Below are 19,436 nucleotides of genomic sequence, written 5' to 3'. Positions count from 1 at the left end.
GCTTGATCCAGGACGGTCCTGGTGTCTCCTGCATGGCTAGAACTCCCGGAGCATTCGTAGGGGGTTTTCCACCCGGTCGGCGACGTATTAAGTGGAATTCGCTTCGCGAATTCATGAAATCCGCAAGCGGATTTCTGATAATAAAGCGCTGCGCGCTTTATAGAATTCCCGCGTTGCGGGAATTGCAGATTTCCGCTTCGCTTCAATCTGGTGGAGGGTCAGTTTCCCCGCAAGCGGGGAAACTGAGGGGCGTCCGCTGCGCTTCCGCCCTTCCGGCTTCGCCGGGCAGCGGTGAGGATGCATCACGTCGCGGGCCTGTGTAGCGTTTGGGGTTCTGGCCCACTACCCCTCAGGGATGGTGATGGGCCGGTGGCCTGACGGTGTGCCGGCCCCGTCGTGGTGACGGGTTCCGCTGCGCTCCACCCGACTCCTCTCCCCCGGCGCCGCCTGCCCCCGTCGTCCCTCTGCCGTCGAGCCTGCCCTGATGTCCTCACCACAGGCTTCCTCGTACCGCGTGCGTGGGCGGTGTTCGGTCGGGTGCCGACCTTCTGGGGAGCAGGTGTGGTGGGTGATGCATCACGTGTGCTGACTGTGTAGAGTTTGGGTGTAGGCACTACTACCCCTGGCCCTGCTTCACCGCGCCGGACTTTCTTTCTTCATTGCGCGCTGTATTCCAGAAGGAGCTTGTTTCTTGTGGTCATGAAGAAAAGCGATCTGCGCGCGCACCAGATCGAGACGGTCGATGCCATCCGGCGTGGTCTCGACGTCCCTCCCGGGGGCATTCCGGCTGAGGGTTTGCGGGGGCAGGTGATCTCCGCGTGCGGTACGGGGAAGACCATCACGGCCGCGTTCGCCGCCCGCGAGATGCTCCCTCGGGGACGTGTGCTCGTGCTGGTGCCGACCCTGGAACTGCTGGCGCAGACGGTCCAGGAGTGGCACCGGGTCGGGCACAGAGGGCCGGCGGTCGCGGTGTGCTCGCTCCAGGACGACCCCGGACTGTGGAGCCTGAAAGTGCGCTCCACGACGAACCCGGTACAGCTGGCGCTGTGGCACGGAACAGGGCCCGTGACGATCTACGCCACCTACGCCAGCCTGGGAGTCCTCGCCGAGGCCTTCCAGGGCGCCTACGGCCAGAAACTTGATCCAGTAGACCTCGCGGTCGTTGATGAGGCCCACAGAACAAGTGGCTCGATGGGTAAGGCGTGGACGGACATCCATGACCAGGCGGTGATTCCGGCGTACCGGCGGCTGTATCTGACGGCGACGCCGCGGATCTGGCAGGCACGGCCCGCGGACTGGGAGGTCGAGGAGGGGGTGCGCGACCCGCTGCCGCGGGAGTTGGCGGCCTCCATGGACGACGAGACCGTCTTCGGGCCTGTCCTGTACAAGCTGTCCCTGGCGTCGGCCGTCTCGCGCGGGCTGCTCGCGCGGTACCAGATCATCGTCCTGGAGCTCCAGGACCCGGTCGTCACCCCGGAACGCCTGATGAGCGAGGACCGGCACACCGAGGAAGTCCGCGGACAGCGCCTCGGTGCCCTCCAGGCCGCGCTCCTGCACACCATGGCACAGCACAACCTCAGCACGTGCATCACCTTCCACCACCGGACGATCGAAGCTCAGGCGTACGGGGAGGGTCTGGAGCACGTGGCGGCGAAGCTGCACGCCAGCGACCCCGAGAAGTACCCATCGCAGATCTGGGCGGACTGGCTGTGTGGCGAGCACGTGCCCGAGCGCCGGCGGGAGATCCTGGCCGGGTTCGGGACCACGGCGCGGCGCGCTGTCCTGTCGAACTGCCGCGTCCTGGGCGAGGGCGTCGACATCCGGGCCGTGGACTCCGTGGCCCTGCTCGACCCCAAGGGCGCGCCGCACGACATCGTCCAGGCCATCGGCCGGGCCCTGCGTCAAAAGCCGGGGGAGGGAAAGCTTGCCTCTTTGATCGTGCCCGTATTCCTCCAGCCCGGAGAACAGCCGGAAGACATGTTCACCTCCGGATCGTACAAACCGTTGGTGAAGGTATTGGAAGGTCTGCGCGCTCACGACGAAGAGGCAATCGAGCTGCTTGCGATCCCTCAGGAGCCGCAGAAGGACATCGTGCAGCCGTCCACCTATATCGGTCCGCCGCCTGAGGAAGGCGAGGAAGAATCCCGTCTCTTGCTTCGTTTTGCCGCACCGCGTGACCCGGTCATGGTCGCTCAGTGGGTGTCCTTCAACGTGATCGACACCGAACGGCAGGACTGGGCACGCGGCTGGGCCAAACTCAAGCAGTACGTCCAGCGGGTCGGAAGCGCCCGAGTGCCCTACGGACACCGCGAGGGAGCCACACCGCTAGGGCAATGGGTGGCCGAACAGCGACGCGCGTATGCGGCCGGGGAGATGACCGGACAACGCGCAAAGCGGCTGGAACGGCTCGGCATGGTGTGGTCCGTCGCGGACGAACGGTTCCAGGAGAACCTGGAAGCCGCGAAGGTGTACTACGAGGAGCACTGGACCCTGTGCGTACCCAGAACCGCCACCGCACTCGGCCGGCCCATCGGGCAATGGCTCGCCAACCTCCGCCGCCTGGGTGCACTCGCCGACAAGCCGGAGTGGGAAGCCGCGTTGAAGGCGATCGATGCGGACTGGAACCCCACCTGGCCCGCCCAGTGGCAACGCCACTACGCCGTCGTGAGAGAGATGCTCGCCGAAGAAACCATCCTCGGCTACATCGAACCCGGCGTCACCGCCCACGGCATGGACATCGGAAAATGGCTCACCCGACAACGCCGGCCCGACACCTGGGCCACCCTCACCGACGGACAACGCCAACGCCTCCAGACCATCGGCATCCACCCCCACGCGCCCGGTCTGGAGGCATCGGTGAAGCCGTCCGCGGCGCCCCTGAACGCCTTCGAACGGGGCATTGCGGCCCTGGCCCAGTACAAGGCCCGCACCGGCTCTCTGACCGCCTCCAGAGAACACGTGGAACGGCTGGAGGACGGCACAGAGGTCCGGCTAGGCGTGTGGATCATGAACCAGAAGACCCGCAGGAAGAAGCTCACCCCCGACAGACTCGCCGCACTCGCCGCGCTCGGCATCGACTGGGTGTGACGGCGAACTAGGAGGTGTGCCGATTTCTGCCGGCGTTGCCCTGCAGCTGGGTCATGGTGGCGGAGGTGGGGCGGTGAGATACGGCGCGAGTTGGGCTTCAAGATCTGCGACGCGTTTGTCGAGGAAGCGGTTGTTCTGACGGGCGCTGGCCAGACGCTCTTGGATACGCTCGTTGTCCTGGGTGAGCTGTCGTGCTTGCTGCTTCAGGCTGGTGTTCTCGGTGACGATCCGCTGAAGTGAGCCTTCGGGAAGATCGTGTTCGAGGTCACGGATCTTGCCGAGGAGTTCTGCGATACGGGTGCGCTGAGTGAGGATTTCGCGCTGTGCCTGGCCGAGTGCCTCTTCGGCGTTGAGGGCGCGCTCTCTCCACGCAAGCTGTGTCGGCTGCGTGTGGCTGCGGCTGTTGGAATGTCCGGGGCGAGAGCTGCTTGTGCGAGCGGCCTGCTCCACAAGGGCTCTGGCCTGCTGGTTTTGGTAGAGGAAGGTGCGTGAGACTCGGGCGGTTCGGGCAAGGGCTGCGACGGTGACAGGGATGTGGTCGCGTGCCGTGGCCGCAAGGGCGGTCCGGAGGCGTTCGAGCATCTCCTGGGTGGTCTGGCGGCGGGCTTGCAGAGCCGCGTCGGTGCGGGATGTGCTCATGGCTGCCTGGTGGTGTCGTCGGGGGTCTGCAGTGCTGCGAGGTCTCGGGCGCGGAAGGCGGTGCTCCAGGTGCGGTGGAAGTAGTCCTGTGGGCGCCGCAGGTCGAGGGTGAGGGCTTCGTCGAGGATGCCGAGGGCTGCCAGGGCCTGCTCGAGTCCTTTGATGGCCTGGGCGGTGGGTTCGAAGACGGTGTGGAGGTAGTCGGCGGTGGCGTCGTCGGGGGCGTTCTCGGCGATGGAGCGCCACTGTTCGGCCTTGCGTCGCCAGTAGAGGAGGTCTGCGCCGGAGAGGACGAAGTTGTCGCAGTTCTCGCAGTCGAGTTTCCAGGGGCAGGCTCCGCCGTCGACGACAGGTTGGTAGGTGCAGAACCCTCCGTCGGCGGGGGTGCTGCGGCGGGAGAGGTCGAGGGCCAGGGCGAGTGCTGTGTCACGGTCCATGGGGGTGGTGTCGCCGGAGAGGAGTTCGCCCGGGTTGGGGGCGCCTGGTCCGGCTACCCAGATGGTGTTCAGGACGTCTTCGAGGTCACTGTTGGTGATCTTGACGTAGTGCTCGGCCATGCGTTCGGAGAGCTGGCCGAGGTAGCGGCGGATGTGGGTGAGCGTGGCGCCGGCACGCAGCAGGTTGGTGGCCAGGGTGTGGCGTGCTTGGTGGGCCACGTAGGCGCCGCCGAGGTCGAGGCCGGCGATCCAGGTCCTGAAGCGGTCATTGAAGTGTCCGTAGGAGATCGGCTGCCGGCCGTTGGGGTTGCGGATACGGGAGGGGAACAGGGCCAGGCTGGGGCGTTCGGCGGCCGTGGGGGTGTGGCCGTAGCGCTTTTCGAAGAGCTGGAGCGTCTTGGTGCGGCGGGCGTCGAGGCACTGGTAGATGGGCTCGGGGATGCGGATGCCCTCGTTGTAGTTGCCGACCTTGGTCTGGTCGTGCCACAGCATGGCCAGACCGCGGTAGCGCCCGATGCAGTCCAGGCGCAGTCCGACGACTTCGCTGCAGCGGCGGCCGGTGGCGACGATGGTCTCCCAGATGTCCCGCAGGCCACGGTCGTTGAGGTCGAGTTCCTCCAGGCGGCGCAGGTTGGCCTCGTCCATCAGCGCGCGGGCGACGTCGTCGCTGAAGGGGTTGCGGGAGCGCTGTTTGAGACCGGTGCCGCCGAAGGGGATGGCGGTCAGGAAGCCAGTGTCGATGCCGAGGCGTTCGGCGTGGCCGGCGGTGATGGCGCTGTAGAGCAGTTTGCGAGCACCGTTGAAGACGAACTGGCAGCTCAAGTCGGTGACGGTAGGGGATCGTCCGTCGACCAGGACCATGCCCAGAGACGGCAGTCCGTGGCGGGCGCGGTGGCGCTGGTCGGCGACAAACCGTTCGGCGTGCTCACGGCGCAGGACGGTGGGGTCGTGGCCGGCGTCGGGGGCGTCGGTTTGGAGGAAGACCCCCAGTTCGACGGCGGCGCGGCGCATCTGGTCGAAGGGGCCTCGGGTGCGGGGACACTGCGGGGATCGGAGCCACTCGGCGAGGTGGTCCCAGAGCAGGTCGCGCAGCCACCGCTGAGGGACGGTGGTGATGTCGAAGTGGCTCTGGGCGTTCTTGAAGCGCCGTCCGAAGTGATCGGTCTCCAGGAAGCCGGCGTCCTTGGTGTCCCAGGGGCTGTAGTAGACGCAGCGCAGAGCGTTGGCGGTCTCCCAGCAGATCTGGCGCACCATGGAGTGGACCTGTTTGCGGGTCAGACCCGGGTAGCCGTCGGCGTCGAGGTCGGTCAGAGAAGTGAATCGTCCGTGCCAGCAGTGGTTGATCAGGTTCTTGATGCCGTTGAGGTCCCAGGTCGAGCGTTGTTGGACTTGTGCGTGGGCGTTCAGGCCCCACTGGATTTCTGCGGCAAGCAGTAGGGGCAGGCCGTGCAGGTTGATCAGTCCGGGTTGGGTGACGGGGAGCACCTGTGCGCACCAGGTGCGGAAGGCGTCTTCGTCCTGGTAGGTCACCGGCAGGCGTCTGCCGTGCCGTCCCCTGCCATGGGCTGAGGTATCGACTTCGGCTCCCCCGGGGCGGCCTTGTCCCTGATAGCGGCCCTCGTGTTGACGGCACAGTCCAAGCGAGGAGGAGGCCAGCAGGGGGCACACCGCCTGACAGATGCCGTACCCCGCCAGCGGGGCTTGCGTGCGAAGCCACTTCTGGAGTGCCTTTTCTTCGGCCTGTGCGGTGCCGGCATAGTGTTGCCAGCGTGCGTAGTGCTGGCTGCACAGCCGGAGGGCGGCTGTGGTGGCTGGCCGTTCCGGGCAGATCCGGCAAGGTCCGTGGTCAGTACCCCTGGCAGCGGGGAGCGGCTCGGCGGTGCGGAGAAAGTCGGCTCTGGTCATGCCTGATGCCTGAACCTGGGCCCACAGCTGGTGATGGGATTCGCAGATGACGTGGCCTGCCTGGCGGGAGCGCCCGCAGCCGTCGATGGAGCATCGCCAGCCATAGACCGGGTGCTGAGGCGGGATCCTGATCAGCGTGTCTCGATAGAGCGGGTCGAACGCTGGGGCGTTGATGAGGGCCGTGAGCAGTTCGAGCCGGTCGCGGCCGATGCGGGTGGTGTCGGTGCGGCCGGGCAGCAGCGTCAGTGGGATCACGGCTGTGTCCCCCATACCTGCTCCAGCGCCGCGGTGAAGACCGGGTCGTGGACGTCCACGTGGCCGTAGACCTGCTCGACGGTCGCGGCCGAGGCCCAGCCGCCGGCCTCACGCGCGATCACCGCGTTGCCCCGTGCGGCGTCCAGCACTGCGGTGGCGAAGCTGTGCCGGAAGGCGTGCGGGACCACCCGGCCGACTTCCGCACGGGCTGCGGCCCGGCGCAGCATGCCACGGGCCGCTGCGGTGGTCCACGGCTGGCCGCGGGAGGGGCCGTGCAGACTGACCAGGAGCATGCCGTGCACGGGCAGGGCGGGGTACTGGGTGGTGATGTATTCGAAGTAAGTGTGGATCATCGCCGGGCTAGCCCGGCGCACCGTCCCTCCGCACACAGTGCCGTCCTGCGAAGTCCAGGGTGTTTTGGTCTTGGCCCGGGCCCGGTTGCGGTTGTCCTCGCGATGGCAGATGTGCACGTGCGGGCCCCGGCATTGACCGCACGTGACTTGCTCGCGCAGGTGCAGGTCGACCAAGCGCAGCCCGCACAGCTCACCGATCCGGAAGCCGCCGTCGGCCAGCCATGTCACCACCATCCGGTCCCGCGCGCACGACACCGCCCCCAGCAACGCTTCCCGGGCTCCCTCGGGGAGCATCTTCGGATGCCGGCGAACCTGCTGGGCCGGGGCCAGAGGGTTCGCGGGCATGCTGTGCAGGACGTGCCCGAGCATCGCCCGGCGCCGGTCCGCCCGCGTCGGCAGCCGTGTTGTCCGCAGCGCCTCCGCCAGCGGCGGGTTCACTCCCCGGATGCCCAGGTGAAGGTAGAAGCCCTTCAGACAGGCCGCGGCGGTCTTCAGCGCGCTGTGCCCGTAGGGGCGCTTGCCTTCCCGCCACGGCAGACCGAACGGCCCCGGGTAGTGCGCTCCGAGAGCTGCCATGTAGTGCCGCAGATCCTCAAGCGACACCACGCCCGTGTCCAGGCCCGCAAACCGCAGCCACCGCAGATGATCCACCAGCACATAGGCGTACGTGCGGTCCGTGCCCGCCGCGCAGGTACGCAGGAACCCGTCCGCCTCCGCCACAAGCGTGCAGTCCGTGTCCACGATCGTGTAGGACACCTGGGCGCCGGAACGGACGATCTCCTGCACCCGTAACTGACCCACCACCAGCCGAACACGCGCCACGTGCTCCCCCTCCGAACAGGGAACCACCCCCATGGCGGCGTCCTCCGGCTCTGAGTTCACACCCCTCCCCCACCCCGGCGGACCACTCCACGCGAACGTCCCACACACCCGGACGACGGTTGGTAAAGTCCGTCACCCTCACCCGCCAGAACGCCGGAAGGGCAACCTCACTGCCCCACGTCAGCGAGGACAGGCGTGCCCCTCCGCCCGGTGCCCCATCCACACCGCCACATCGCACACCCGCAGCGCACTCACCGTCTGCGGCAGCCCCGCAGTCTGCCGCAGCTCCAGCAGTCGGCGATGCAACGCAGTGCCGTCCTCGCGCAGCGCGGCATGCAGCGCAAGCCAGAACGACGGGCGCGGGCGGCCCAGAGCGCAGCGCACCACACGGTCGTAGACCGGCAACAGCCGCGGACGCTTACGAGCCAAGAGCTTCCCAGCAATCACCCAGTCAACTCCGTACTGGGCGCAGAGGAGGTGCCAGGCCTGATCCGCCGGCGAGCCCTCGGCCAAGACGTCCGCTTCGGCGTCGACCATGTCGAGGTCCCTGGGAATGGCGTGCAGCAGACCGGACAACTGCGCGCCGAGGCTGCCCTCCAAAAGGTCCAGCGCGACAGAAGCCGGAACGGTGACCGACAAGGTCTGCACCGCGACCAAGTCCTTCGCCGTGAACCGTTCGGCGATGTCCGGCCGGTCTCCCCCACCCGCCAGATGCTCGAACCGGCTACCGGTGAACGTCGCCTCACCGGGCGGCACGCCTATACGGAAGTAACGCCGTAGGTCGCCGACAACGCGCTCGGAATTCAGCAAGACACGCAACCGGTGCCCGAGCGGCGACAACGCCCCACCAGGAACACCGAACGCTGTGGTGGAAGCGGCCATGAGAACTCCGTCCTTCATCGAGATCGTGAGCGAGTGAGCGGCGCCAGAAAGGGTGTCTGTCCGAGACAGCATGCGGCGAACCGGTCGGCGGGTCACCCAGGGGCACCGACCATCAGCTGATGGAGGAACTCCGGTGCGGCTGCGGCAGGGCGTTGACGAGTGGCTTGAGGGCACTTTCCAGCAACCCAGCATGTCGGACTGGTACATCAGGCTGTACTCGCAAGACGTGCAGGATGTGGTCGCGTACGGCGGCGTTGCGCAAGCTGCCGGACTGCTTGCTGCGCAGGATGTCGAGGAGGCTGAGACCACAGGCTTCCTGCAAGGCCTCGATCATCTCCAGTTCTTCGATGTCGACGATCTCCACCGGGTCCGTGTCCGGCCTCGTGAACAGCCCCTTCCTCCGGGCGCGTTCACGGATCACGGTCAGGGTGATGGGATTGACGGGGAACCCCTCCGGCAGCACGAGCAGCGGCAGGAAGCGACGGTCCCCGGCGGCAGGAGCGCCGGTGAGAGCAGCCTCGTCGCCGCGCAGCGCGGTGATGGTCGCATCGATCTGGTCGAGTTCCTCGACAAGTTTGTCGATGTCCTCGATCTGTGATTCGCCGGGTACGGCGGTGGCGGCTTCGCGGCGCAGCTGGGTGGTGGTGACCTCGATGACGATCCAGGTGCCGGGGTAGTCGATCGCGGCGTCAGCTATGCGCTGGCCCTGGGCGGTGTAGGCGGCTTTGAGGTCGGCGTCGTCGTAGACCCGGCGCGTGGTGCCTTCGTCGTGGGTGATCGCGTGCAGGACCTCGCTGACGTACACCTCGCTGCAGTGGCGCAGGGTCTGTTTGGCCCGGGCGGCCATCTTGCGGTGGCCGGTGGGCTTGGTACGCCCCGGCGGCGGGAACTCGATGTCCCAGATCGGCAGCCACCCGAAGGCCCGGCTGATCAGGTGGCGGGGATCGAGGATCAGCAGCCGGGCCTCGGGCAAGCGGATCACGGGCCACTGTTGGAAGGGGTCGAAGGACCATTCGGTGCGCTGTTCGGGGCGTTCGCCGCGTACGGCCTCCCGCATGCCGGGCAAGTCGTTGGTGATCAGCGCCAGGACCGCCTCGACGTGCTCCGTGGGCATGGTCAGGCCGGCCAGTTCACCGAGCTCGATGACGAACCGTCCCATCGTGGTGCGCAGCCACAGGTATCCGGCGACGGCCGCCAGGTCCTCCATGCGGGCGCCGGTGCAGTCCAGGTAGGTCTGGCTGAGGTCGACGATTCCCGGCTCGCCGTGGTGTTCGGCGGGCAGCTGCAGCCAGCGCCGCGCGTAGCGAGCGAGGACTCCGGGGACGGACCAACTGCGGTGGAAGTGCTGGTTGGCGACGAGTTCGCGGCCCAATGTGCCGGGCCGGTCTGTGATGATGCTCGGGCCGGGATCAGGATGGTGGCCCATGGTCTGGGTGATGTTGAACAGAGCGCCGACGATGTCGCCGTCAGGGAGGTCGTCCGGCACCGTGTCCGGGGATATCTCCATGGCCCTGCGGGCCAGCAGCATGAGTGCCTGAGGCACAAGCAGCCTGCGGGTATCGTCCCGGAGCAGGTTCTGGACACGGCTGCGGACCGGCTCATCCAGCCACTCGCCGGCGAAGTGCGCCTCGACGGCCTGCGCAGACACACCGGGCAGCTCCAGGGCGTTGAGCACCCGGGCGCAGAACCGTATGACGCCTTCAAGGGGGAGGCGCTTCAACTGGCGCACGGCGTAGTCGGCGGGCAGCTCGAATCCGAAGATCTCATCGGGGGTGAGATACGCCGCGCCCAGATCGATGGGCGCGGGCGGCACGGCGGTGGCGGGCACCAGCAGCCCGCTGGGGCGCTTGCTCCAACGGGGCACGAGGGCCATCGCGGTGGAGCCCTGCAGCACCGGGTGCCTGGCCGAGGGGTTGGCCAGATAGCTGGTACGCAAAGACGCGGGCTCGGTGTCCGTGAACATCTTGCTCAGCGTTTCGATCTTCTGGGCAAGGCGCTCTGCGGCGTTCATCGGCACTCCCGTCGTGCGGTAACCGCTGGCCGTGAACTAGCGGCTGCCGGTGTCACGTTGTTGCGGATTTCAGTGTCTCGTGGCCGGGCGGCCAAGCGCATATGTGTGGTCCCCCGATGTTTCTGGACGGGTGTTTTCATCGGAGTCGGTGCAGGAGGTCGTCGACGGCGCGCCGGGCACGGAGCGGCCAGCGGCGTACCGCAAAGGCACGGGCGGCGCGGGCCTGTTCGGCGGCCGAGTGCTGTCCCGTGACGGTGACGGGGGTGTCGTCTCCGAGTGCCCGCAGCATGCCGTCGTAGGGGCAGCCCGTATCACAGCCGTCTTCGCGGTGGTCGAGGGTGGCGGTGGTCAGGTGATACAGGTGGGCGCCGGTGTCGGCGATCCCGCCCGGCGCGGTGGTCATGGTGACGAACTGGTTCAGCTGCGCGGCCGCGGCACTGGCGGAGAAGACGAAGACGTTCTCCTTGCGGCGCAGCGGATGCTCGGCGGGCAGGCCGGTGATGTAGGCGGGGTCGTCGAGGGAGCCGTCACGTTCGGCTTGGACGTGGGCGGGGTCGTACTGGCCCAGGCATTCCATGCAGGCGCGGCCGGGGGCGGCGATGTGTGCGCGCCATTCGGCGCCGCGCAGGCGTCCGCCGCGGGCGTCGACGGCGATGCCGCCGTCGACGACGGGGATGAGGTGGGCGTAGGCGAGGAGGTTGAGGACGGCGCGGGGCCAGGGCCGGTCGACGCACGAGAAGATCACGTCGCAGTCGGCCGCAGCGGCGAATCCGTCCGGCTCGACCGCGCTCAGCTCGTACGGCGCCGCGCGAAAGTCCATGGAGGTGGCCGCGCGGCGGGCGGTTCGGGCAGCGAGGCGGGCCTTGGACCGGTGCAAGCGCACGTCACGGATGGTGGCCTGCAGGAGCCGGTCGAGGTTGACCTCCTCGACGGTGTCGAAATCGAACAGGCTCAGGCACCGGATGCCGGTGCGGGCCAGGGCTTCGACGACGAGCATGCCGACCGACCCGCATCCCACAACACCGACGTGCAGTCGGGCCAGATCGTCCTGCGTTGCCTGTCCCCAGGCGGAGACGGTGCGCAGCTGCCGGTTCGTGGCCGGCGGTGCGGGGAGGAGACGGTCGTTGAAGGTGACCGCCAGACGGCCGCCGACCACCCGGACGCTCTCCGCCTCGGTGGGGGCGTAGCGGCGAGGGGCCTGCTGCTGCCAGACGCGGGCGCCGAATCCGGCGTCCGTGCCCGCGAAGGTCAGACCGACCAGCGGGCGGCCGGTGATCACCTGGGTCTGCGCGGCGAAGGACGCCTCGGCCTCGTGGTCGATGCCGTTCAGACGCTGCCACCCGCGGCCTTGGGGGTGGGCGTGGATGAAGCCGAGGCCGCACCCGTGCTCGACCGCGAGGGTGGCGGCGCGCAGGAAGTAGGCGCTGGTGAAGTCCACCGTGCCGTGGACGATCCGCTCGCCCTCCTGCGGCAGGACCACCTCGGTGAGCAGCGCGGTGGTGCGGCTGGCGCCGGTACTCGGCCGCCACAGCACGAAGGCGCAGTCCTCCTGCCCGTCCGCGCGGCGCAGGTGGCCGGTCAGGTGCTGGGCGACCTCGTTGGTCATGGCGACCGAGAAGCGGCTGATCATGCGGAAGGACCGTTCTCCAGCTGCGCGAACAGGGTGCGCAGGTGTCGCAGATAGCCGCGGGCCGTACGGTCCTTGGCCCAGTCGGCGGGCGGCCGGCTCCAGTGCTCCCACTCCTGCCCCAGCGGAGAAGAGTGCACCGCGCCGTGGGGGTGTCCCAGGCGAGGGGTGATGTGCGGGCCGTGCGGGGCGGACAGAGGCCAGTCGGGCACGAGTTCCAGGCCGATGCGTACCGTCGTACCGGCCTGCGGGCCGACGTCGACGAGGTAGTCGAAGACCGCGAAATTGCCGGTCTGCTCCACCGTGTAGCCGGCGCGGCGCAGGCCCGCGAGCATGCCCGCGGGCCCCGCCTCCGGCACCACCGCGGTCATGCGGTCGGGGTCGGGCCGGTGGAGACCGACACGAACGTCTCCTGCTCGTGCACGGTGATCTCCTCCTCCCCGTGGCCGGCATATGAGTGCTGGTGGCGCCCGGTGATCCGGACCAGGTAGTGCGTGGCCGCGTCGATGCCGGCCAGGGCCAGGATCGTGTTCGGCGTCGTGCGCTTCGGCACCTCGACCGGCTCGCCGTCCACCGTGACCACCACCGTCTTGTCGCGGGTCTTCTCGTGCTGGATGTCTGCCGTCGTCATGAGGTTCTCCTCTCCCCCGGGCCCGCCGTAGCGGGCCGGGATACGTGAAAGGCGGGCTCGAAGCCCGCCTACTTGCTCTTCTTCGAGCCGCGCGACGCGCGCTCGTTCACCGTCGTCGACGGGTGCCTGCGCACCGTCGACTGCTTCACGAACCGACCCGTGACCGCACTCCGGCCACGCTTCCCACCAGACCCACTCGCCTTACTGGCCTTGCCCGCCATGAGGACCTCTTCTTCCTGCGGTGTCGCCGTACGGCCAGCACCGCATCTAGGTTTCATGCACCCAGTAGGTGCATGAAACTTGTTGACCTTGCTCGAAGAGTAGCATGGAAGCGACAGGTAAACGGAAAAAGATTCTGAGGCCGCCGGTGAAGATCGTCTTCGAGGACCCCGAACTCGCCCGGGTCTGCAACAGCGCAGCCGCCAGACGGTCTGCATTCGGGGAGGACATATCGAACTCCCTGCTCCGGCGCCTCCTCCAGATAGAGGCAGCCGACCGGCTCGCCGACCTGCGCCACCTTGCCGCCGCACGCCTGCGACAAGGCCCTCCCGGCACCGACCCGCTCACCCGGCTGATCTCAGTGGGGGCCCGCGGAGACCTGATCGTCCGACCCCGGGACGACCCTCCCGCACTGCTCGATGACGGCAGCCTGGACGAGCACTCGGTACACGCCCTGGTTGTCACCGCCCTGCAGTACCCCTGAGCCGCCGCCTCCCGCCCTTCCCGCCCTTCCCGCGCCTCGACGACCGAGAGGCACTCACGTGACTCCGCCCACCGCCCCACTTCACGACTTCGCCCCGGACTCCGCGCTCCCGCCCGGCGACACCCTCAAGGAACAGCTCGAAGTCCTCGGGATCCCACAGGCCGACCTGGCCCGGCGCACCGGCCTGTCGACCAAGCACATCAACCAGATCGTCCAGGGCAGCGCTGTCCTCACGCCGGAAACCGCGCTCCTGCTCGAACGCGCAGTCGGGATTCCAGCCTCACTTTGGAACCAGCTCGAAGCCACCTGGCGCACCCATGTCAGCCGCCAGGAGAGCCGCAAGACGCTGAGCGGACAGCTCGACTGGCTCGACAACTTCTCCCTGCCCGAGCTGGTCAAACAGAGCATCCTGACCGGCAAGGAACGCACCGTCGACAACCTCGAGCGTCTGCTGGCCTTCTTCGGAGTCGGCTCCCCTGAAACCGCCGAAGAGCTGTGGCGCAGCTACCGCACCGCATTCCGCCGCTCCACCGTCCTCGAACCCGACGACTACGCCACCGCCGTCTGGATGCGCCAGGCCGAGCTCAAAGCACGCGACCTGGACTGCGCTCCCTTCAACCGCGCGGCACTCACAGAGCTCCTCCCCCGCCTGCGAGCCCTGACTGTCGAGGAACCATCTGTCTGGCTCACCGAACTACCCCACTTGTGCGCACAAGCCGGCGTCGCCATGGTCTTCATCCCCGCCCCGCCCAACACCCACGTGTCCGGAGTCACCCGCTGGCTCACCCCAGACAAGGTAGGAGTCGCCCTCAGCGACCGCTTCAAGAAAGACGACCACTTCTGGTTCACCGTCTTCCACGAGCTAGGGCACGTACTCCTGCACGGCAAGCGCCTCACCTTCATCGACGACACCCGTCGCGACCATGACGCCACACCGGAAGGAGACCGCAGCGAAGCAGAAGCCGACGCCTTCGCCGCAGAAGTCCTCGTCCCCGCACAACATGCCACCGCCTACCGGCAACTCGTACAGCGCCCCATGCCCTTCACCAGGATCGAAGCATTCGCCCGGCAGGCAGGCATCGCCCCAGGCATCGTCGTCGGACGCCTGCAACACGACGGCGCTCTGGAGTGGCGCCACGGCAACAAGTACAAGAGGACGATCAACATCTCCCTGACCGAAAACGAAGCCGAGTAATCGGCACGAACCGGCCCGCTCCTGGCCATGGCGGCCGCCTCCGGCTCTAACGACTCGGCGCCCTAAACGCGGGCGGCTCCGGCAGCGGCTTCCTCGCAGGCGAGATCGCCAGCCTGACAACTGCCGCATACGGAATCGGCCGGAGCTCCGCAAGTCGACTCACGGAGCCCCGGCCGACCCGACTCTGCCGCCCCGGCTGGAACCACCCGGGACGCCGACGCGCACTCGAGCAAGCCGCCGTACCTGCCGGCCCGCGACCACACCGCCACCGCCGAGTGCGCAACGGAGCCCTCAACTCACCCGACGTGACGGACACGTACGGCACGTGAAACCCCAACTCAGCGACATGCCATACACGACAGCACTCGGTAAAACGGACGAGGCGCACCGGACCAGTGGGTCGATGGGTAAGGCGTGGGCGGACATTCATGACCAGACGAAGATTCCGGCCTACCGGCGGCTGTACCTGACGGCGACGCCGCGGATCTGGGAGGAGCGGCTGAACCGCGAGGTCGCGGAAGGGGTGCGCGATCCGCTGCCGCGTGAGATGGCGGCCTCCATGGACGACGAGAAGGTCTTCGGGCCCGTCCTGTACAAGCTGTCGCTGGCGTCGGCCGTCTCCCGCGGGTTGCTGGCGCGGTACCAGATCATCGTCCTGGAGCTGAAAGACCCGGTCGTCACCCCGGAGCGGCTGATGGGCGAGGACCGGCACACCGAGGAGGTCCGAGGACAGCGCCTCGGAGCCCTCCAGGCCGCGCTCCTGCACACCATGGCGCAGCACAACCTCAGCACCTGCATCACCTTCCACCACCGGACGATAGAGGCACAGGCGTACGCAGAGGGCCTTCAGCGGGTGGCGGAGAAGCTGCACGCCAACGAGCCCGAGAAGTACCCCGCTCGCATCTGGGCGGACTGGCTGTGCGGCGAGCACGTCCCCGAGCGCCGGCGGGAGATCCTGGCCGGGTTCGGGACCACGGCGCGGCGGGCCGTGCTGTCGAACTGCCGCGTCCTGGGCGAGGGCGTCGACATCCGCGCCGTCGACTCCGTGGCCCTGCTGGACCCCAAGGGCGCGCCGCACGACATCGTCCAGGCCATCGGCCGTGCGCTGCGCCAGAAGCCGGGACAGGGAAAGCTCGCTTCTTTGATCGTGCCGGTATTTCTCCAGCCGGGAGAAAAGCCGGAGGACATGTTCACCTCGGGATCGTATCGGCCTTTGGTGAAAGTCCTCGAAGGATTGCGCGCTCACGATGAAGAGGCCATCGAACTTCTTGCGATTCCGCAGGAGCCGCAGAAGGACGTGGCGCAGCCGTCCGAGTACATCGGCCCGCCGCCCGAGGAAGGCGAGGAAGAATCCCGTCTTCTTCTCCGTTTTGCCGCCCCCAGGGATCCGGTGATGGTCGCGGACTGGGTCAGCTTCAACGTGATCGACACGGAGAAGCAGGACTGGGCGCGCGGCTGGGCGAAACTCAAGCAGTACACCGAGCGCGAGGGCCACGCCCGCGTGCCGTACGGGCACAAGGAGGGCGCCTACCCGCTTGGGCAGTGGGTCGCGGAGCAGCGGCGCGCGTACGGGGCGGGGCAGATGACCGGCCTTCGGGCCCGGCGGCTGGAGAAGCTCGGGATGGTCTGGAGCCTCGCGGACGCGCGGTTCCAGGAGAACCTGGAGGCCGCCCGGGTGTACTACGACGAGCACTGGACGTTGTGCGCGCCCCGGTCTGCGACGGCGCTGGACCGGCCCGTGGGGCAGTGGCTGTCCAACCTCCGGCGGCCCGGCGCGCTGGACGACCACCCGGAGTGGAAGGCCGCGCTGGAGGCCGTGGACGAGCACTGGAACCCTGAGTGGCCGGCGGACTGGCAGCGGCACTACGCCGCCGTGCGGGAGCTGGTGGCCGACGAGGACCAGGCCGACGTGATGCCCGGCGTCACAGTCCACGGGATGGATGTCGGCAAGTGGCTGGCCCGGCAGCGCCAGCACACCGTCTGGGCGGGGCTGATGGAGCGGCAGCGCGAGCTCCTGGAGGCGATCGGTGTGACGCCGCTGCCGCTGGAGCAGGAGGCGCCCGCCAAGACCCCCAAGGCGGCCGTGAGCGCCTTCGAGCGGGGTGTGGCGGCCCTGGCGCAGTACAAGGCCCGTACGGGCTCTGTGAAGGTCCCCAGGGCCCACGTAGAGCGGCTGGAGGACGGGAGCGAGGTGAAGCTCGGGGTGTTCCTCAGCAACAGCAAGAGCCGTCGGGCCAAGCTGACCGCCGACAAGCTCGCCGCGCTGGCCGGCCTCGGGCTGGAGTGGGCGGCAGCGGCAGAGGAAGGAGCGGCGTGATGGCCTCGCGCGACGATGAGCAACGGGTGCGGGAAGCCGTGCGTGTCACGTCCGCACCAGTGCCTTCGCGCAGGCGGAGCGGGTCATCTCGGTGGTGCTGGCCGATCCGCAGGTGCAGGAGGCGAGGGCGCAGGTCGAGGCGGCGGAGACGGAACTCGGCAGGGAGCTGCGCGCCCGTCTCCAGCCCTTCCAGGACCGCTACGACCAGGCCGTGTGCGAGGGCGACGCGGCCCGGCTCGCCGGGATCTGTCCGGGCAAGCACGGTCGCTGGGGACGGATCTGCGTCCTGGACGACGGCCACGAGACCTCGATGGCCGAACCACACTGGGGCCACAACAGCCAGGGGCAGCCGATCGCGTGGGTGGGCAGCGCCCCCGACGACTGGTGAGCGGCGGCGAGACCGGCCGACAGGACCCCGGGCGCGCGCCGTGCGGCTCGGGGTCCTTCGTTGCCCCGGCCCGGTGGCATCGCACTGGAGTACGTGTAGGGCCTGGGATCTTGGGGCTCTCCCCTTACGTGTGGCCGCTCTGCCTGGGCGCCAGTATGGTCGCTCGGCACAGAGAGGGCTGCTGATGAGCAAGAGGGTTGTGGAGCTGCCGGACATCCCCGGAGCCGGCGAGGAGCTTGAGGACTACGTCGCTGCGTTGTTTCAAGCGTCGGGTCACTTCGTGGAGAAGCAGCTCGTGGAGTCCGATCCGGCTGACCTGCTGGAGCTCGACATCTTCGTCACCGACTACACGCCGGAGAAGGCCGTGCAGCGCCTGATCGAGGTCAAGGGCGGGAAGTGGGGCTTTACTGACCTCTTCAAGGTGGTCGGATGGATGCGATACCTGGACCTCCAACATGGAGCGTTCTTCATCACCCGCTGGGAAGGGCGCGAGTCCGCTCCACGCAAGATGGAACCCCTGGGTCTGGACGTCGTCTGCTTCGATGACTTCACCACCGCTCCCCGGCTGTTCGAGGAGCGAAGGTTTGGATCCTTCGAGGATCCGCAGCTCATCGACCTGTGGCGGCACTCGTACGGCGTTGAACGCAAGTTCATCAAGGTCATCCATAACCGGGCGCGAGCCGAGGCCGGCGGTGCCGTAGCAGCGAAGACCTACCACCGTCAGATCAACAACGGCACCTTCTTCGCCAGGGCACCGGAGGAGTCGTTGGCGATGCTGTACGAGGCGTACGGAGACCACCCGAAACTGACCCTCGGTTACGCCCGAGAGATCGACGGAGGAGACTTCGACCCTCACTCGGCATCGACGAGTAGCCCGAGTTTCCAGGCGACGCTCCGGGAGGGCAAGCACCCTGAGCTCCAGGCGTGCATGTACCTCGAGCACCGCGCTCGCCTCGCTATCCTCAAGGCCGCCGTGGACTACGCACTCGCCCACCCCGACGGTCCTCCGGAGTTCAGCATGTCGGAGGACGGAAGGACCTTCTTCTTCCAGGGGCTGACGTACCACGCTCTGCCTGGGACTTTCCATGAGGGCATGCAGTGGCTACGCGAGCAGCCGAACTTCCGGCGTTACGCGACGTTCTGGCAGCAGTTCCTGTGGGGGTGGGGAGGGTTTTACCTGGAGGACCGGAAGGAGAAGGAGTTCGAGTGGATGGGCAAGTACTCCGGTATCCCGGCTGCTGAAATCCCGACGGCTCTCGAAGCCTTCGACCGCTTCTTCCCGATCCCGAACGGATGGTTCACCACCCCGGGCTGGACGGACATGCACGTGCTGAAAATGGTCCCCTGGATCTTCCAGGGTGTCGGTGCCCAACATCGCCGCGGCCAGTACGGCATTGGCGACCAACCCAGCATTCTTGCGTTGAACCCGAGCTCTCCGTACACCCTCAATGACCTCGCGGAACGCATCGGCTGCGCCGTCGACTTCCTGCTTCTGACCGACAAGCAGCTCAGGTAAGCATCGAGGCGAACTCCAGTCCGAGGAGCGAGGGACCGACCCCGGGAACGGTCGGTCCCTCGCTCTCTGTATCAGTCGCCGGCCTTCTTCGCGCGGGCGGTCAGCGCGTCACGCAGGATCCCGTCGGACGCGCGTGCCATGCGCAGCAGTTCACGGATGACCTCTGCCTTGTCCCATCGGACGCCGGTCTGGACTCTCAGATCCAGGAGCCATTGGTCGATCTCGTGGGACTCGCTCGGGTCGAAGCGGACTGTCGTCGGGATGGCGCCTTCCGCCTTCGGCGCTGGCCGGGGAGCGGTGTCGTACGTCGTCATGCCCAGCCCAACGAGGCAGCCGGGCGATAGGACGTGCGGCACCGTTCCGGGCGGCGTGGTCGCGCCTGGTGTCAGCCGTGTCCGCGAGGTACGAGGCGGAGGTGGGCCGGTGGGCTGGGCGGGGCTTCGGGCTGCGGGGCGCGGGTCCAGCCGTGGGCGTGCATGGTCTCGGTCTCCCAGTCCTCATCGGCACCCTCCCCGTCATCGCCCGCCGCGGCACCGCCCACGGCGGTGGCCTGGGCGCCTACCGGTTGGAGTCCGCTGCCGCGTGAACTGCGGCCGCCAGACAACCCCGACTCGTTCAAGAGCCGAGCGTGTCTGCCAGCACGAACGCACCCCGCCCGGACCGCGATA

The 19,436-nt window shown here is 68.0% G+C and carries 15 protein-coding genes; 6 read left to right on the top strand and 9 right to left on the bottom strand.

Features of this window, described 5'->3' with window-relative positions; translation table 11 throughout:
• The first annotated feature begins 699 nt into the window (after positions 1–699).
• On the top strand, positions 700–3,087 hold the full coding sequence (locus tag ACWEJX_RS22100) for a Helicase associated domain protein (RefSeq protein ID WP_451609130.1): 2,388 nt from the start codon (positions 700–702) through the stop codon (positions 3,085–3,087).
• A gap of 51 nt (positions 3,088–3,138) precedes the next feature.
• Here ACWEJX_RS22100 and ACWEJX_RS22095 read toward each other — a convergent pair whose 3' ends face one another.
• From ACWEJX_RS22095 to ACWEJX_RS22060, 8 genes are all read right to left on the bottom strand, one after another.
• Positions 3,139–3,726 carry a DUF6262 family protein gene (locus ACWEJX_RS22095; RefSeq protein WP_451609129.1) on the bottom strand — a complete coding sequence of 196 codons (588 nt, stop codon included), beginning with the start codon at positions 3,724–3,726 and terminating at the stop codon, positions 3,139–3,141.
• Positions 3,723–5,693, bottom strand: a complete 1,971-nt coding sequence (locus ACWEJX_RS22090) for a tyrosine-type recombinase/integrase (protein ID WP_451609128.1) — start codon at positions 5,691–5,693, stop codon at positions 3,723–3,725. The genes ACWEJX_RS22095 and ACWEJX_RS22090 overlap by 4 nt, the downstream gene beginning before the upstream one ends.
• Positions 5,694–6,319: 626 nt before the next feature.
• Entirely contained in the window at positions 6,320–7,531 is a 1,212-nt protein-coding gene (locus tag ACWEJX_RS22085; RefSeq protein ID WP_451609127.1) for a tyrosine-type recombinase/integrase, read from the bottom strand.
• Positions 7,532–7,678: 147 nt separating this feature from the next.
• Complete coding sequence (locus ACWEJX_RS22080) at positions 7,679–8,380, bottom strand: DUF6308 family protein (RefSeq protein ID WP_451609126.1); 702 nt, start codon at positions 8,378–8,380, stop codon at positions 7,679–7,681.
• Positions 8,381–8,492: 112 nt separating this feature from the next.
• On the bottom strand, positions 8,493–10,391 hold the full coding sequence (locus ACWEJX_RS22075) for a hypothetical protein (RefSeq protein WP_451609125.1): 1,899 nt from the start codon (positions 10,389–10,391) through the stop codon (positions 8,493–8,495).
• Positions 10,392–10,527: 136 nt separating this feature from the next.
• Complete coding sequence (locus ACWEJX_RS22070; protein ID WP_451609124.1) at positions 10,528–12,021, bottom strand: ThiF family adenylyltransferase; 1,494 nt, start codon at positions 12,019–12,021, stop codon at positions 10,528–10,530.
• Complete coding sequence (locus tag ACWEJX_RS22065; RefSeq protein ID WP_451609123.1) at positions 12,018–12,389, bottom strand: hypothetical protein; 372 nt, start codon at positions 12,387–12,389, stop codon at positions 12,018–12,020. Before ACWEJX_RS22065 ends, ACWEJX_RS22070 begins: the two co-directional genes overlap by 4 nt.
• Positions 12,386–12,649, bottom strand: coding sequence for a hypothetical protein (locus ACWEJX_RS22060; protein WP_451609122.1), 264 nt, complete (start codon positions 12,647–12,649; stop codon positions 12,386–12,388). The genes ACWEJX_RS22065 and ACWEJX_RS22060 overlap by 4 nt, the downstream gene beginning before the upstream one ends.
• Before the next feature lie 325 nt (positions 12,650–12,974).
• Here ACWEJX_RS22060 and ACWEJX_RS22055 point away from each other — a divergent pair, with 325 nt between their 5' ends.
• The 5 genes from ACWEJX_RS22055 to ACWEJX_RS22035 all read left to right on the top strand — a co-directional run bounded on the left by ACWEJX_RS22055 (position 12,975) and on the right by ACWEJX_RS22035 (position 18,768).
• A complete protein-coding gene (locus tag ACWEJX_RS22055) occupies positions 12,975–13,352 on the top strand; it encodes a hypothetical protein (RefSeq protein WP_451609121.1) in 378 nt (125 codons plus the stop codon).
• A 58-nt stretch (positions 13,353–13,410) separates the two neighbouring features.
• Positions 13,411–14,547, top strand: a complete 1,137-nt coding sequence (locus ACWEJX_RS22050; protein WP_451609120.1) for an ImmA/IrrE family metallo-endopeptidase — start codon at positions 13,411–13,413, stop codon at positions 14,545–14,547.
• Between the two features lie 346 nt (positions 14,548–14,893).
• On the top strand, positions 14,894–16,864 hold the full coding sequence (locus tag ACWEJX_RS22045) for a Helicase associated domain protein (protein WP_451609119.1): 1,971 nt from the start codon (positions 14,894–14,896) through the stop codon (positions 16,862–16,864).
• A 91-nt stretch (positions 16,865–16,955) separates the two neighbouring features.
• On the top strand, positions 16,956–17,252 hold the full coding sequence (locus tag ACWEJX_RS22040; protein WP_451609118.1) for a hypothetical protein: 297 nt from the start codon (positions 16,956–16,958) through the stop codon (positions 17,250–17,252).
• A gap of 184 nt (positions 17,253–17,436) precedes the next feature.
• Positions 17,437–18,768, top strand: coding sequence for a hypothetical protein (locus ACWEJX_RS22035; RefSeq protein WP_451609117.1), 1,332 nt, complete (start codon positions 17,437–17,439; stop codon positions 18,766–18,768).
• Between the two features lie 71 nt (positions 18,769–18,839).
• Here the strand turns inward: ACWEJX_RS22035 and ACWEJX_RS22030 are convergent, their stop codons facing one another.
• Positions 18,840–19,082 (bottom strand): hypothetical protein, encoded by a 243-nt coding sequence (locus tag ACWEJX_RS22030; protein ID WP_451609116.1) that lies wholly within the window; start codon positions 19,080–19,082, stop codon positions 18,840–18,842.
• Positions 19,083–19,436: the final 354 nt, after the last annotated feature.

The sequence above is a fragment of the Streptomyces sp. NPDC004788 genome, assembly GCF_053601115.1.
The sequence above is the reverse complement of the archived record's forward strand: the minus strand, read 5'-3'. Positions and strand labels throughout refer to the sequence as shown.